Source organism: Myxococcus sp. CA056 (genome assembly GCF_013336715.1).
GTDB lineage: Bacteria > Myxococcota > Myxococcia > Myxococcales > Myxococcaceae > Myxococcus > Myxococcus llanfairpwllgwyngyllgogerychwyrndrobwllllantysiliogogogochensis.
On sequence record NZ_JABUMT010000020.1, the window covers coordinates 114956 to 130650 of the forward strand.

Annotated in this window: 10 protein-coding genes; 5 read left to right on the top strand and 5 right to left on the bottom strand. The window is 68.1% G+C overall.

Going from position 1 to position 15695, the window contains the following annotated elements; all coding sequences use genetic code 11:
• Positions 1-136: 136 nt before the first annotated feature.
• A complete protein-coding gene (locus HUA76_RS41375; protein ID WP_174464016.1) occupies positions 137-1066 on the bottom strand; it encodes a VCBS repeat-containing protein in 930 nt (309 codons plus the stop codon).
• Between the two features lie 296 nt (positions 1067-1362).
• Between HUA76_RS41375 and HUA76_RS45005 the strand changes: the two genes are divergently transcribed.
• The 3 genes from HUA76_RS45005 (at position 1363) to HUA76_RS41390 (ending at position 3048) form a co-directional block, all read left to right on the top strand.
• Positions 1363-1596, top strand: a complete 234-nt coding sequence (locus HUA76_RS45005) for a hypothetical protein (protein WP_217440880.1) — start codon at positions 1363-1365, stop codon at positions 1594-1596.
• Positions 1597-1732: 136 nt separating this feature from the next.
• Complete coding sequence (locus HUA76_RS41385) at positions 1733-2167, top strand: helix-turn-helix transcriptional regulator (RefSeq protein WP_174464017.1); 435 nt, start codon at positions 1733-1735, stop codon at positions 2165-2167.
• A complete protein-coding gene (locus HUA76_RS41390) occupies positions 2164-3048 on the top strand; it encodes an SRPBCC domain-containing protein (protein WP_174464018.1) in 885 nt (294 codons plus the stop codon). Before HUA76_RS41385 ends, HUA76_RS41390 begins: the two co-directional genes overlap by 4 nt.
• 81 nt (positions 3049-3129) lie before the next feature.
• On the opposite strand, the gene HUA76_RS41395 is transcribed toward HUA76_RS41390, so the two are convergent.
• The 4 genes from HUA76_RS41395 to HUA76_RS41410 form a co-directional block, all read right to left on the bottom strand.
• Entirely contained in the window at positions 3130-4845 is a 1716-nt protein-coding gene (locus HUA76_RS41395; protein WP_174464019.1) for an alpha/beta fold hydrolase, read from the bottom strand.
• 443 nt (positions 4846-5288) lie between these two features.
• On the bottom strand, positions 5289-6692 hold the full coding sequence (locus tag HUA76_RS41400; RefSeq protein ID WP_141641406.1) for a family 2B encapsulin nanocompartment shell protein: 1404 nt from the start codon (positions 6690-6692) through the stop codon (positions 5289-5291).
• A gap of 15 nt (positions 6693-6707) precedes the next feature.
• Positions 6708-8117 carry a family 2B encapsulin nanocompartment shell protein gene (locus HUA76_RS41405; protein WP_141641405.1) on the bottom strand — a complete coding sequence of 470 codons (1410 nt, stop codon included), beginning with the start codon at positions 8115-8117 and terminating at the stop codon, positions 6708-6710.
• A gap of 59 nt (positions 8118-8176) precedes the next feature.
• Positions 8177-10438 (bottom strand): family 2 encapsulin nanocompartment cargo protein terpene cyclase, encoded by a 2262-nt coding sequence (locus tag HUA76_RS41410; RefSeq protein WP_174464020.1) that lies wholly within the window; start codon positions 10436-10438, stop codon positions 8177-8179.
• A 284-nt stretch (positions 10439-10722) separates the two neighbouring features.
• On the opposite strand from HUA76_RS41410, the gene HUA76_RS41415 reads away from it, so the two are divergent.
• A complete protein-coding gene (locus HUA76_RS41415) occupies positions 10723-11541 on the top strand; it encodes a hypothetical protein (RefSeq protein ID WP_174464021.1) in 819 nt (272 codons plus the stop codon).
• 164 nt (positions 11542-11705) lie between these two features.
• A complete protein-coding gene (locus HUA76_RS41420) occupies positions 11706-15677 on the top strand; it encodes an annexin (protein WP_174464022.1) in 3972 nt (1323 codons plus the stop codon).
• The last annotated feature ends 18 nt before the right edge of the window (positions 15678-15695 follow it).

Below are 15695 nucleotides of genomic sequence, written 5' to 3' on the forward strand. Positions count from 1 at the left end.
CTTGGGCCCCCATGAGGGGCCCGCCCTGGAGCGATGACCTCTCCGGCGTCGTCGACGAGGCCCGGAGTGGGGTCCAACTGGTGGAGGCGCCTCGCGCGGGATGTCCGAGCGAGGCCCCTGCGCGCCGACGCCCGGGCTAGCGAGGACCCACGAGGTACATGCAGGTTCCCGACGAGGGGGGCGGGGTGACCTGTGAGAACCACGGCGGGCAGCCCGAGCCCATGCTGCCCACGGTCATGGACGTGCCCAGGCTCATCCCCGCCATCCGCCAGATGACGACCTGCCCCGAGCTCGGGTTGTGCCAGGCGATGTCTGGGATTCCATCGCGCGTGTAGTCCGCGGTGGCGCCGACATAGAAGGCCAGGGACATGACGGGCAGGGGAAAGGAGCCGATGATGGCGGTGTTGTTCATTCGCCAGATGTCATTCTGGCCCGAGGTGCGGTGGCGCCAGAGCAGGTCCGTCCTCCCATCTCCGTCGAAGTCCGCCGCGCCCACGATGTACCAGGGGAGCGCGCGAGGAAGCGGCGTGGAGATGCCGATGGGCGTGGGCCCGGACATGTACTGGTAGAAGAACTGCCCCGTGGAGCGGTTGTGCAGCACCAGGTCCGTCTGCCCGTCCATGTTGAAGTCTCCGGACGCGGCGACGTACCAGCTCGACGACGGGAGGACGCCCGAGATGGGCGCCATGCCGAGCACGCTGAAGGAGCTGTTGAGGAAGCGGATGGCCGTGCCGGCCGACGCGGGCGTGTGGAAGACGAGGTCCGGGTCCGACGTCGGTCCGCCGAAATCGGAGGCGGCCTGAACCACGAGCGACGGCGACACGGCGGGCATCACCGCCGTGGCGGCCAGGGAGGGGCCGGCCATGATCCAGGTGCGCATGTTGCCCGTGGACTGGTTCCTCCACAGCAGGTCGGAGTTCGGGTCGCCATTGAAGCTCACGACATCGCCGAGGATGGCCTGGGACTGGGTGCCCTCCGGCGCGACGCCTTCGTCGAGCGTTCCCTCCGGCTCGCCACAGCCCAGGACACCTCCAGCAAGACACAACGTCAGCACGGTCTTCTTCATGTTCAGCTCCCCCACGGGTGACTGCTCTTCGGAAACGGCGTGACTACACGGCCACGGCCTCGGTAATGCTGAGCGCCGCCGGCGGGGTCGGCGATGCGCTGCGCGGAATGCACGGTGGGTGAAGTCATGGCGCGCATCTTGTCCCATGCTCCTGACGCGAAGCCAATACATGCACATACCCTCCGTTTTAGTTTGGAGTGTCTCAATGCGTCAGTCGCCATCGCCGGGAGAACTCCTCGCGGTTGCGCTACCGCCGTGAAATGTGTCGGCACTGCGTACTCCCTTGCACACCTTGCATGGCGCCGACGTCACAGCTGGATGTCGCCGCGACGATTCCGGCCGCGAACAGGGTCAGCCTGTTGATGGGTCTGGGCGATGGCTCGCTCGCGGAGAGGCAAGACGTCGTCCTGGAGGCGATGCCCAGGGGGCTCGTCGCGGGGAAATTCAACGCCGATGACAGACTCGAGTTGATGGTGAGCCAGGACGGAAGTGCTCCCCTCAAGCTCCTGACGATGACCTGTCTTCCCTGACGCAGCGGCCGTCCACGACTCTTGAACGCCGCCCGCGAGTGGCCCCGTTTGGGGGAACGAACGACGCGTAACGTCTTCGTTTCGAATCTGCTTGCCGCGATTTCGCGTGCGCTGATATGTAACGAGTCGTTGACATATGAGTCCTCGCTCCGCCCACGCCCACCTGCCCACGTCTTCGGGGCCGTCCACGACGCTCGACGCGGTGTTCTTCGCGCTCGCCGACAGCACCCGGCGGGCGCTGCTGGCCCGCCTGCGGGGCTCCGAAGCGACCGCGGGGAGCCTCGCCACGGGCTTCGCGATGACCCGGCCCGCGGTGTCGCGCCACCTGCGCGTGCTGCGCCAGGCGGAGATGGTCCGCGAGGAGCGCCGGGGACGCGAGCGCGTCTACACGCTGGAGCCGCTGCGCCTGCGGCTCATCAGCGATTGGCTCGATGACTACCGCGTGTTCTGGCCCGCGCGGCTCCATGACCTGAAGCAATTCATCGAGTCGATGCCCGACGACGACGCTCCAGGCCCACCCCAGGTCCCGGTGCGTCGCGCCCCACGTTCCCCGAAGAGGAGGCCCCGATGAGCCCGTCGTTCGAGCACGAGTTCACCTTCAAGCTGCCGGCTCCACCCGAGCGGGTCTACCGCGCACTGACCGACCCGGCCGAGCTGCGTCACTGGTTCGCCGAGCACGCCGAGGTCGAGCCGCGCGTCGGTGGGGCCTACCGCTTCTGGGGCAAGGCCACCCTCGGCGCGCCCCGCGAGCCTGGCCGCGACCAGGTCCTGACGGCGCTCGAGCCCGGCCGCGAGCTCAGGTTCAGCTGGACGATTCAAGGCGTCCCGACCGAGGTGAACTACACGCTCCAGTCAGGGGAGGGCCCGGACGCGTGTTCACTGGTGATTCGCCACGCCGTGCGAGGGCAGCTGCCGTTTCGCCAGCCGCGTCACGTGATTGACGACTTGTGGCGCATCCACACCGGGAACCTCAAGGACCACCTTCGCGAGGGCATCCAGCTCACGCTGCCCGACTTCAGCAGCAATACCCCCGAGGTGCGCGCGTCGATTGAAATCGCCGCGCCGCCCGCGAAGGTGTACCGCGCCCTGCTCGTCCCCGAGCTGATGAACCGCTGGCTCTTTGGCGCCGCCCGCGTCGACGCGGAGCGCGGTGAGATTTCCTACGGATGGAACTACACCTGCGAGGGCAGGTCCGTGGCGGGCGGCCCCACCCGCATCCTCGAGAAGGTCGAGAACGAGCGCCTGGTCACCGATTGGACCGACTGGCGGGGTGAGCCGGACAAGCCGATGACGCGCGTGACGTGGCTGCTGGAGCCCCTCGCGGAAGGGCGCCACACGCGCGTCACCGTCATCCACGACCGCTTCGAGCTGCCGGTCGACCGCAGCGACTACCAGCAGGGCTGGGCCGGGTTCCTGCGCCACCTCGGCAAGGTGGCCACCGACGCGAGCTGAGTCCGTCGGCGAACCTCGAACGCCGCCCGCGCGCGGGCACCTCCCACGGGCGGGCGGCGGATGGATGGAAGACAGCGGGCCTCAGAGCTCCGTGCAGTTGAGCGCTATCTTCCGATGCTCCAGCGCCTGCCGGATGCCGCTGTAGACGACCCCGTTCGACGCGAGCCCCACGTGTTCGACGAGGTTGTCCTTGCAGAAGTCCTGCACCGTCACGTTGCACTGCAGCGCCTCGCCCGAAGGGCTCGTCCGGTCACAGTTGTCCATCTTCCCGTTCGAGTTCGCCTTGGTGAACACGTCATGCAGGGTGTTGATGTTGGTGTAGTAGACGGGGTCGTTCGGCGGGCGCGTGTTGATCTCCGCGATGAACGCCGAGCCCGCCTTCATCTGCTTGCAGGGCAGCGGGTCCGCCGCGGTGCCGGTGCAGTTGAACAACAGGCGCGCCACCAGGGCGAGCAGCGGGTCGTCGTCGGTGCCCTTGTGGGGCGTGCCCAGGCTGATGATGCTCTCCACCGACGCATTGCCGAAGTCACGCACGTACGCGCGGGCCACCGCGCCACCCTGGCTGTGGCCAATCAGATGGACCTTGCTCGCGCCCGTCTGGAGTAGCACGTCCGCCACCTTGAACTTGAGCTGTCGCGCGCTCTCGTGAAGGTCAATCAAGCCGCCGCTGGGCAGTTCGAAGAAGAAGCGCTGGTAGCCATCCCTGTCCAACCGGCTCTCCAGCGTCCAGTACAGGATTTCGCTCGCCAGGGTGCCGCCGACGATGACGACCGGATTCTTGCGCGCCGTCGGAGTGGGCGAGGGAGTCGGCGTCGGCGCGGGAAGCGGTGTGGTGGCGGGGACGGTGGTGATGCCGCAGCTCAGCACGCTGGCCTGTGCGCTGCCCGGGTTGCTGATGAGCGGCGGGTCCGCGCCCCAGCAGGACCAGGCGCCGTCCGCCTGGGGACCGTGCTGCACCATGAACTGCGCATGCGCGGAGCCATTGCCGGCATAGGAGAGGTCGCAGCCACCACTGATGACCTTGCCCGTGGCGGCGGCGAGGGCGCGGGGATAGGCCACGCCCGTGGTCTTCACGCCCTGGCTCACCGCGCAGCGCAGCGCGGGCTTCGGTGTGAGGAGGGCCGCCTGCGCGGGGTCCACCGCGAGCTGACACGCGACGAGTGACGCGGTGACGGTGGCATCCTGTGGATGGTTCGGCGGGTCCGCGGCCTGGCAGCGCCAGCCCTTGCCATTCGCCGTGGGCTTGGAGACGACGACGTTCTCCGCGTGGATGGAGCCATTCATCGCGTGGGAGGAGTCACAGCCGCCGGAGACGACGACATAGCCCTCGGTGGCGAGCTGTGGGGTAAGGGACACCTCCGCGAGCGGGTTGCGCGAGGGGCCCGTCTTCGAGCTGAGCGTCTTGCACTGCAAGCGCAGGCTGCTGACGTTGGGCGCGCTGGCCTTGCAGAAGGTGACGGAGGCCTTGGCCCACGCGGGATTGATGACGAGCGCGGGGTCGGCGCCCTTGCACCGCCAGCCGAAGTCCCCGTCGGGAGCGTTCTGCACCATGACCTCGGCGTGCGCGGAGTCGTAGCCGAAGCGCGACACCTCGCACCCGCCGCCCACGCGAACGTAGCCCTGTTGCTGTCTGGCGAGCGGCACGGAGGCCACGGCCTTCGGATTGGCGCCGAGGCCGGTGGCGGGAGCGCGCTCTTGAATCGTCTGACAGTCGAAGGTCACCTGCGCCGAGGCCGTCGTGCCCACGAGCAGGAGCGCGGCGAGGAGGACTCCACGTGGGCCATGTGCGGGGCTCATCGCGTCGCCTCCGGGGTGGAGGTGCGAAGGTCCTCGGAATAATGGCGACGGCAAAGCCGCCTCACAGAGCGCGCCAGCGCGTGCGTGGCGGTGTGAAGCGGAATGAAGTGGGGCTGCGTCATGGAGTCACTCTCCCTGCGGCGGCGAGCCAGGGCCACGCCGCACGCGGGGCGGTGATCTGCAAGCGCTGGACCCGTGACAGGGATGGACTTGTCCAAGAGCAGGGCGGAGCGATGTTCCTCACGCCAACAATCGAAGACAGTCAAAACGGACGCGTCACGGACACGTCAGCGAAGCCGCGTGACACGTCAGCCCGGAATGGACAGCCATGACTCGGGACAGGCCGGCTCCTGGTCTGCCTGGACCCATCCCGGGACACTCCGGACACGCCCCGTGTTGCCGAGAGCGGGCTCCACCTGCGAGCCCGCTCCCGTGGCGAAACCTCAGCCGCCCAGCTCGACGTTCTCGAGCACTCCGAGCGCATCCGGAATCAGGAGCGCCGCGGAGAAGTAGGTGCTGACGAGATAGGACGAAATGGCCTTCTCGCTGATGTCCATGCGGCGCACGGACAGGCCCGGCTCGACTTCGTCCTGGAGCCCCGTGCGGTGCAGGCCGATGACGCCCTGGTCCGACTCACCGGTGCGCATCACGATGATGGAGCTGGTGCGCTGCTCGGTGATGGGAATCTTGTCGCACGGCAGGATGGGAACGCCGCGCCACGCCATCGCCTTGGTGCCCTGCACGTCCACCACCGTCGGGTACAGCCCGCGACGGGTGCACTCCCGGCCAAACGCGGCGATGGTGCGCGGGTGGGCCAGGAAGAAGCGTGACTTGCGGCGCCGGCTGAGCAGCTCGTCCATGTCGTCCGGCGTCGGAGGGCCGGAGCGCGTGTGGATGCGCTGCTTCAGGTCGGCGTTGTGCAGAAGGCCGAAGTCACGGTTGTTGATGAGCTCGTGCTCCTGCCGCTCCTTCAGCGCCTCAATCGTCAGCCGGAGCTGCTGCTCCGTCTGGTTCATCGGCCCGTTGAACAGGTCCGCGACACGGGTGTGCACGCGGAGCACCGTCTGCGCCACGCTCAGCTCGTACTCGCGCGGAGCCAGCTCGTAGTCCACGTAGCCGCCGTGCAGTGACGGCTCACCGGAGTGACCCGCGGCCATCGGAATCGCCGCCTGCCCCATCTTGTCCTGGGGCTTCTTCAGGCGCTCCTTGTACCGCGCGACGTGCGCCTGCAGGGCAGGGGACTGCTTGATGAGGTCCTCGAACACCTGCTGGGGCAGCGCCAGCACCGTGCAGGCCGTGGTCGCCTTGACGCTGAAGCTCCACTGGTCGTTCGACTCCACCACCGCCTGGTCACCGAAGTGGTCGCCGTCCGCGAGCACGTCCAGCACCAGCTCGTCCCCGTACTTGCCCTTGCCCAGCTTCTTCGCCTTGCCGTGGGCCAACAGGAACACGTGCTCGGCGGGAGTCCCCGCCTCGACGATGGACTCGCCGGCCTTGTACTCCTTCTGGACGAAGCGGCTCGCCAGGGCCTGGAACACCGCGCTGTCACCCTCGAAGCCGCGCAGCAGCGGCAGCTTGTGCAGCTCCTGGGCGGGCACTTCCACCCGGGCGCCCACGTTGCCGAAGTTGAGCCGGTCGTCTCCCACCGAGTAGCTCAGGCGACGGTTGACGCGGTACGTGCCGCCCGTCACCTCCACCCACGGCAGCATGCGCAACAGCCACCGGGGGGTGATGCCCTGCATCTGCGGTACGGTCTTGGTCGTCGTCGCGAGCTGCCGAGCACCCGCCGTGCTCAAGCTCGTCAACTGCGAGTCCATTCCGCCGCCTGGATTGTTTGGGTTCGTCATGGCGTCGGGCTTTCGTTACTCCGAGCGGCCAATCTCGACGCTCTCCAAGATGCCCAGCGCGTCCGGGATGAGGACGGCGGCGGAGAAGTACGCGCTGACCAGGTAGTTGATGATGGCCTTCTCGTTGATGCCCATGAAGCGGACAGAGAGGCTGGGCTCGATTTCGTCCGGGATGCCGGCCTGGTGCAGACCGACGACGCCCTGGTTCTTCTCACCCGCGCGCATCAGCAGGATGGAGCTGGTGCGGGAGTCGGAGACGGGAATCTTGTTGCACGGGAAGATGGGGATGCCGCGCCAGGCGGGCACCATGTTGCCGTTGAGCTCCACGCTCGTGGGGTAGATGCCCCGGCGGTTGCACTCCTGGCCGAAGGCGGCGATGGCGCGCGGGTGCGCCAGGAAGAACGACGGGTCCTTCCACACGGTGGAGAGCAGCTCGTCCATGTCGTCCGGCGTCGGAGGGCCGGAGCGGGTGTGGATGCGCTGCTTCAGGTCGGCGTTGTGCAGCAGGCCGAAGTCGCGGTTGTTGATGAGCTCGTGCTCCTTGCGCTCCTTCAGGGCCTCCACCGTCAGACGCAGCTGCTGCTCCGTCTGGTTCATCGGCTCGTTGAAGAGGTCCGCGACGCGGCTGTGAATCTGGAGCACCGTCTGCGCGACGCTCAGCTCGTACTCGCGCGGGGACGTCTCGTAGTCCACGTACGTGCCCGGCAGCACCGGCTCGCCCGTGTGGCCCGCGGCCAGCTCGATGGCGGCCTGGCCCGACGTGTCCTGCTTCTTCTTCGAGCGCGCCTTGAACTGCTCGATGTGCTTCTGGAGCGAGGGCGCCTGGGCGACCACCGCCTCGAACGCGGACTGCTGGAGCATCAGCACGGTGCACGCCGTGACGGCCTTCGCCGTGAAGGTCCAGAAGTCCTGCGACTCCAGCAGCGCCTGGAAGCTGTAGTGGTCGCCGTCGGCGAGCACGCCAATCACCGTCTCGTCGCCGTACTTGCCGGCGCCAATCTGGTTCACCTTGCCGTGGGCGATGAGGCAGATGGAGTCCGCCTCCTGGCCCTTGGCGGTGATGACCTCGCCCGCCTTGAACTCCTTCTGCTCGAAGCGGTTGGCCAGGGCCTGCAGCACTTCCACGTCGTCGAACCCGCGCAGCAGGGGCAGCTCACACAGCTCCTGGGGGATGACCTGGACCTTGGCGCCGGCCGTGGTGAACGTCACGCGGCCATCGCCCACCGCGTACGTCATGCGGCGATTGACGCGGTACACGCCACCGGACACCTGCACCCACGGCAGCAGCTTGAGCAGCCACCGGGAGGAGATGCCCTGCATCTGCGGAACGGACTTGGTCGTCGTCGCGAGCTGCCGCGCCGCCGCCGTCCCGAGGCTCAACAGCTGGTTCTCTGCTTCGTTGCCGGGCTTCATCGAGTTCGCCATGAGGGCACCTTGTCTTTCAGAGGTGGGGAGACTGGGAAAAGGTTGGGATTACGAATGAGTCAGGACTGGCGGAGGGCGCTGAACATCGAGGCGATTCGGGCCGCGGAGGTGCCCAGCCCCGTGGGACCGTGCACGTGAGGCATGGGCTTGCGGCTGCCCTTCAGCTCGAACTCCTTGTACCGGTCCACCGTCTGGTGCCAGATGAGCACGCCGGCCATCCAGTTCTGGAGCTTCACGACGTACAGGTTGAGCTTCTCCTGAGCCCGCGCGTCCAGGTTGAAGTTGCGGATGAGTGACGGCAGCTCGGTGGCGACGGTGTGCTGGAACTGCTCCATCCGCGCGGTCATCAAGTCATTGACGACCTCCACTGCCTGGGTGGGCGCCAGGTCCAGGAAGCGCTGGACGACGAGGACGCCGTTGTTCAGCTCGCCCTCGTACTCAATCTCCTTCTGATAGGAGAAGACGTCGTTGGTGAGGCAGGCGTAGTCGGCCGCCGAGTTCTCCAGCGAGCGGATGGGCCGGGTGTGGAAGATCTCCGCCGGAATCGCGTCGCCGTGGGCCAGCCGCGACAGGCTCATGGTCAGGTCCGAGCCGAACGTCTTGCGGCGCATCTCCACATAGTCGACCGGGTCCGGGACGCGGTTCTGTATCTGATTGGCCAGCTCCCACAGCCAGCTCTCCGTCATGTCCTGGATGGCCTTGCGGAACAGGTTACGCGCGTTCGGCGTCAGGTTGGCCGCGGTGCGCGCCCACAGGTCGGCGAGGCCCCGCTCCACCGGGTTCGTCGCGACCGCCGTGCTGGTGGCCGGGTCATCCGGCATGAACGCCGTCAGCCGGGCGTTGAAGAGCTTCGCCCCGGCCATGTCCTTGGTGTAGCCGTAGAAGGCCGGGAAGTAGTCGTCCGCGTAGGTGCCCCAGACGAGCCAGCCCGCGGTCAGGTTCAGCTCGGCGACGGAGGCGTCCGGATGGATGAGCGCGCCGCACAGCGCCACGTCCGCGACGTCGAACTTGTGGTCATCCCAGATGTACACGCCGGGCAGACCGGGCAGCGCGTCCAGCATGCCCATGCGCCGCGCCCACGCCTTGGAGTCCTTGCGCGAGCCGTCCAGGTGGGGGCTGAGCCCCGTGGTGTACGGCATGTAGAACTTCGGTGGCACCAGGTGGCCCACCGGCTGGTAGGGCACATGGGCAAAGCTCTTGAATCGCTTGAGGCCCAGCGCGCCGGGCGACAGGGGGATGCGCAGCGCGGACGTGCGCAGGCCCGGGAAGGGGAGGTTCAGCTCGGCGCCGGGGCCCGAGACGGGCTTCATGTAGCGGCTGGAGCGCAGGTGCCACTCGTGGCCGCCGGACTGCCAGTCCTGGAGCCCTCGGATGTAGACGAGGACATTGGCCTGCTCCACCGGGTTGAGGCCTTGCTCCGCGAAGAGCGAGGGCAGCTCCGTCACCGCCGTGTTCTCGAACTGCTGGAGCCGCGACGTGAGCACGTCGTTGACCAGGTTGGCCGCCGCCTGCGGGTCGATGTCCAGGAAGCGCTCCATGACGAGCACGCCGTTGGACAGCTCGCCTTCCTCCAGAATCTCCCGCTCGTAGGAGAACAAGTCGTTGCGCAGGTGGACCGCGTCCGCGAACGAGTGCTTCAGCACGAGCATCGCCCGGCTGGCGGCGATGCGGTCCGGGACTTCCGCGAACACGGCGTGCTCCACCAGGTCCGCGGACCAGGGCGCCCCGCCCACCTTGCGGCGCATCTCGATGTACTCAATCGGGTTGGAGACCCGGTGCTCACTGATGTTGTCCAGCTCCCACGTGGACTCGTCCAGGAGCGCCTTGGTGCTCTCGAAGAAGCGCTTGCGCCACTCCACCGACTTGGTGGGCACCGTGCGCATCCACAAGTCGGCCAGGCCCGCCTCCACCGGGTTGGTGGGCTTGGGCATGGGCGTGGACAGGTCCACCGGCATGAACTGGGGAAGCCGGTCCAGGTACGCCTTGGAGCCCTCGCGGTCCTGCGGACGCTTGTAGATTTCGAGGAAGTGGTCGTCGAAGTAGAAGACCCAGACGTACCAGTCCGTGATGAGGTCCAGCTCCGGGCTCGGCGCCTCCGGATGGGTGTAGGCGCACAAGAGCGCGTAGTCCATCGCGTCGAACTTCTTCTCGCTCCAGATTTCCGGAGCGCTGCCGTCCTTGGGCGCGCCGATGATTCCCAATTCGCGCGCCCACGCCTTGGAGTGCACCCGGGCTGCTTCGAGGTTTGGATTCAGGCGCGCGGGCCAGGGGACATAGAACTCTGGCAATACAAAAGGATGTTTGTCTCGCGCCTTGGCCATGGGTGCCCCTCGTTGTGACCGGCGCCTTGTAGAGTGTTCAAAAAGATGAATCCACGGATTACTCAACCAAAAGATAAAATCGATGGAACACTGTTAATTCTGAGTCTTCAGGCAGGGTGGGTCCGCACCCGGTGGGGTGATAATGATTGGCTCGTTTTCTCAAGGAGGGAGAGAAATTGAACGACAGTCGTTGATGGGGGAATGAAGTGTTCGTGGAATTGTTGCTTGTGATTGCGCTCGCGCCGGCTTGGCTCGGGCGAAGGGGCCGGGCTAGCGTCACGGCCATGCTCCTCGTCACGCAGGGCCGTGAGCCGCGCAGGCAGTTGCTCCTCAAGCCCGCACCCGGGTCGAAGCAGGTCGTCTCCGCCATCCACGCCTCGTCCGTCACGGTGGAGACGGGCGGCACGACGCGGCGCGCGCCGCCAGCGCCCTCCACGCGGATGACCTTCATCATCCACGTCCAGTCGGTCTCCCCGGAGGGGGACACGCGCTATGACTTCACGCTCGACGCGGTGGACCTGCTCGTCCACCCCGGCACGTCCGAGCAGCACGTGGACGAAGTCCGCAAGAGCCTGGCGTTCCTCCCGGGCCTCACCGGTGCCGGCCTGTCCGGACGGCGGGGCAACACCCTGGACCTGAAGCTGCCCGCCCACCTGGAGCCCCAGCGCCGCAGGGAGCTGCAAGACCTGGCCAAGGCGCTCCAGTTCGTGGGCAACCCCTTCCCCCAGGAAGCCATTGGCCTGGGCGCGCGGTGGGATCAGCCGCTGTATGGCAGCGGCCCCGTGGGGACGCAGGGCACCGGCAGCTTCGAACTCTTTTCATTGGAGGGAAGCCGGGCGGGGACGCGCTTCCTCATCCAGCAGACGTCGAAGAACCAGCCCGTGCCGGCCGAATACCAGACGCGCTCGGACAGCTCCGAGCGGATGATGATCCGCTCACAGACCAGGGGGGAGACCGTCTTCCGCTTGGACAGACTCTGGCCCGCGAGCAGTGAGATGGAAATGCGCGTCCAGGCAGACCTGTCCTCGGAGAAGGAAGACCCGCCCCGCCGACTCAAGGTCATCACCGACGTGAAGGTGCGCCTGGAGGAGAAGGACCGCTGAAGGGGACGTGGGACGTCTTGCTTTGGCGACCCGCCTTCCTGCCTCACACAACTCCTCGCATCGAATCTCGGATAATCTCTTTCGAGTGACGAGTGGACCCGCATTGCGGGCTGGACTCGTGTAGGTCCATGTCCGCCGTGGCGGACTTTCGCGGAGTCGGGGGCATGCGAGTCAACGAGGGCGGTTCCACTCGAGCCACGGGTACAGGGGATTCAGGCGCTTCGAGCGCGGCGGCGGAAGCCGAGCGTGCCGCTCGCGCGGCGCAGCTCGCGGCGGAAGCAGCGGCCCGTGCGGCGGCGGAAGCGGCCCGGGCCCAAGCCGCGCAGGCAGCCCAGGCGCAGGCCCGCGCGGAAGCCGCGGCCAAACAGGCGCAGGAAGCGCTGAGGCAGGCGCAGGCGGCGCTCGCGGAGGCGAAGAAGAAGAACGCGCCCAAGGCCGAGCTGACCCGCGCGGAGCAGGCCGTGAAGCAGGCCACCACGTTCGCCCAGCAGGCCGCGACGTCGGCCCGCAATGCGGGCAACCGGGCCACCAACGCCAGCTCCTTCGTTCCGGCCAATACCACCCAGGTTCCGGCGCAACGGCAGACGCCCGCGGGCCCTCCGGGCGTCACGCCGGGCTACACCCGCGAGCAGGCGGCCAAGGACGCCACGGAGCTGTACCGCGCGACGAAGGGCGGCCTCACCGGCTGGGGCACGGACGAGGCCGCCATCTTCAAGACGTTGGACAAGCGCACGCCGGGGGACATCGCGCTCATCCGCCAGTCCTTCCGGGAGCACTACAAGGAACACCTGGACCTGGTCCTGCGCGACGAGCTGAGCGGTGACGAGCTCACCCGCGTCAACAACATCCTGTCCGGCAACAAGGGCAACGCGGGCGCGGCGGCCATCCAGGAGCAGACGGGCTTCTTCGGGGACAAGGACGCCATCGTCAACACGCTGCGCGACGCCACGCCCGCGGAGCGTCAGTCCATTGCCCGCTCCTTCCAGCAGATGTACGGCAAGGACCATCCGAACATCCGGGCCTCCACGCCCGAGGAGTTCATGAAGCAGGCGCTGAGCCCGCGCCTGGATGACGCCCAGCGCACGCAGCTCAACAGCCTGCTGGACACCACCCGCGCCACCACGCCGGAGCAGGTGACGCAACTGGAGGCGGGCGCGGCGCGCTCCAAGGTGCATGACGCGCTCCAGGGCTTCTTCGGCGCGGACAGCGACAAGGTCTTCGACACGCTGAAGAACCTGCCCCCGGAGCAGAAGAAGGTCCTGCTCGCGGACGCGGCGCTCCAGGCGGAGCTTCAGAAGAAGCTGTCGAAGGAGGAGTACACCCGCGCCCGAGGGCTGATGGAGGACAACCCGGCCGCCGCCAGCGCCGCGCAAATCAACAGCGCGACGCAGGGCTGGTTCGGCGCGGACGAGAGCGCCATCCTCGACGTGCTGAAGAACACCAAGCCGGAGGACATGTCCGCCCTCAAGGCGGAGTTCCAGAAGCAGACGGGCCGCTCGCTGGAGTCCGAGGTCCGGGGCTGGGGCGGCGCGGACACGCAGGTGGGCCTGCGATACCTCAACCCTCCCGCGGCCGATGACAAGCTCGGCCAGGCGCAGGCGGCGGCCGAGCAGCTCCACCGGGCCATGGACGGCGTGGGCACGGACGAGGCGGCGCTGCGCGAGGTGCTGGGCAACAAGTCCAAGGCGCAAATCAATGACATCACCGCCGCGTACCGCGACCTCTACAAGCGGGACCTGCGCTCGGACCTGACGTCGGAGCTGGGCGGGCGCGACAAGTTCGAGATTGTCGACCAGATGTATGACCTGGGGGCCATCGACCCCAAGGCGCCGGATGCGGCGAAGCAGCAAGTGGACCGCCTGCGGGCGCAGCAGCAGTTCGAGCAGAGCGGCGGTCTGGGCATCATCGACACCATCCAGAACGTCACCAAGGGCGAGTCGGACTCGGAGCGCCTGGAGCGCAACCTGACGGCGGCGGAGACGGCCATCGCCACGGGCGACACGTCCGCGGCGCAGCGGCGCACCACGTACGCCACGGACGACGTGAAGGACCTGCAGGAGACGAAGGACAGCACCGCGGACATGGCGGCCACGGCGGCCGTCGCGGTGGTGACGACGGCGGCGGTGGTGGCCACCGGTGGCGCGGCGACGCCGCTGGCCATCGCGGGCTACGCGGCGCTGGGCGCCACGACGCGCGTGGCGACGCAGGCGTACTTCAAGGGCGACTCGCTGGGCATGGACGGGGTCGCCCAGCAGGCGGTGGTGGGCGCCGTGGAGGGCGGCACCGCCGTCATCCCCCTGCCCAAGGGCCTGGGCGGCGCGGGCGCCACGGCGGCCACGGAGACCGTCGAACAGGTCGCGAAGCAGACGGTGGGCCAGCGGCTGCGCAGCACGGCCATCCAGGGCGCGTGGGAGGGCGGCGTCGGCGGTGCGCTGGGCGGCGCGACAGACCAGTCCCTCCAGAGCGAGACGTGGAAGAACGGCCTGCTGCCGGGCCTCCAGCAGGTGGGCCAGCGCGCGGTGGTGGACGGCACGGTGGGCACCGTGTTCGGCGCCGGCGGCGGCGTGGCCATGGACGGCGTGATGCAGGGCGCCGCCCGCCTGACGGCTCCGCGCGAGGTGCCGGTGCTGACGAACCCGGCGCTGGACGGCGGCACCGTGCACGTGCGCTACGGCGACGGGCGGGTGCGAATCGAGGCGGGGCCGGACGCCACGCCCGCGCAAATCCAGGCGCACATGGAGACGGCCCGCACACTCCAGAAGTACGAGGGGCCGCTGGGTCAGGTCCGTCAGCTCAAGGACCGGGTGAATCAGGCGCTCACGGGGCAGCCGGGCTACGGCACCCAGGGCTTCGAGTCCCAGCTCGAGGTGAAGAAGCTCAACGCCATCATCAAGGACCTGGAGGGAGTGCAGCAGCGCATCGACACGCGGCTGCAGAAGCTCAACGGCGGCGGCGAGGTGCCCACGGCGGCGCAGCGCGAGGTGATGGAGCGCGAAATCGCGGACCTGCGCGCGCAGCTCGACACCCACGCCGCGCAGGTGGGCTCACTGGCCCCGGCGCGCGGCTACGTCGCGGCGGAGCAGCTCAGCAAGGGGAAGACGGAGGCGCTCAATCGCGGCTATCCCACGACGGAGGCCGAGGGGCTGCCGAAGGACCACTTCTGGGTGGAGAACGAGAACGGCCAGCTCTACCTGCAGCGCAACTCGGTGGAGAGCGGGCCCCGGAAGCTGTACGAGCCGTCCGGCAAGGAGGCCGAGGGCATCTTCGGGGAGTTCACCGATGCGCCCACCGGCTACATCGAGCCCAAGTTCCCCGCCAACGTCACGCGCCAGGAGGCGTTCGACGCCCTGGGCGGCAACAACCCGAAGTCGCCGTTCGGCGCCTGGGTGAAGTCGCTGGAGGCCGAGGGGCTCATCAAGGACAAGCAGGAGCTGGTCAATCTGCTGCGCGAGTCGCCCGGGGGCCTGTCGTTCGGCACCGTGCGCCACGAGCTGAAGGACAAGTACACCGACCAGCTCCTCACGCGGATGACGGACCCGGCCCGCCTGCGCGCCACGCCCGCCTACGCGGAGGCGCTCAAGGTCACCCAGAGTCCCGAGCAGGCGCTGGTGGCCGCAAGCCACACGGAGATGCTGCGCATCACCCGGGAGCTGGGGCCCGCGGACAAGGGCGCGCTCGCCCAGCGCTGGTACCAGTCCACCTTCGAGAGCACCCGCCACGGCGCCACGGAGGTCACCGTCAGCAAGCAGGCCGCGGCCGACCTCGGCGTCAGCTTCACGGCCAACCGCCGCATCGACGTGCTGGAGCCGGGCACGGTGCGCGAGCTGAAGAACGTCTCCACGAAGTTCGGTGAGCGCGAGCAGGAGCAGTTGATGGACCTGGTCAAGCTCTACGGCAAGACGCTCGACGGGACGGACACGCCCATCGAGCAGGTGGTGGAGACCTTCGTGGACCCCCGGGGCGTGGTGGCCAACTCCAAGTTCCTGCACGACATGTTCGACGGCTCCGGCGGCCAGTACCTCAAGGTGGAGGTCTTCAAGGCCGACGGGACGTCGCTGATGATTGATGCCAACAACCGGGGTATCCTCAACCAGAGTCAGGCGGAGCTCGAGAAGACCCTCGGCATCACGAGGTAGCGGGGGCCAGGAGGTCGC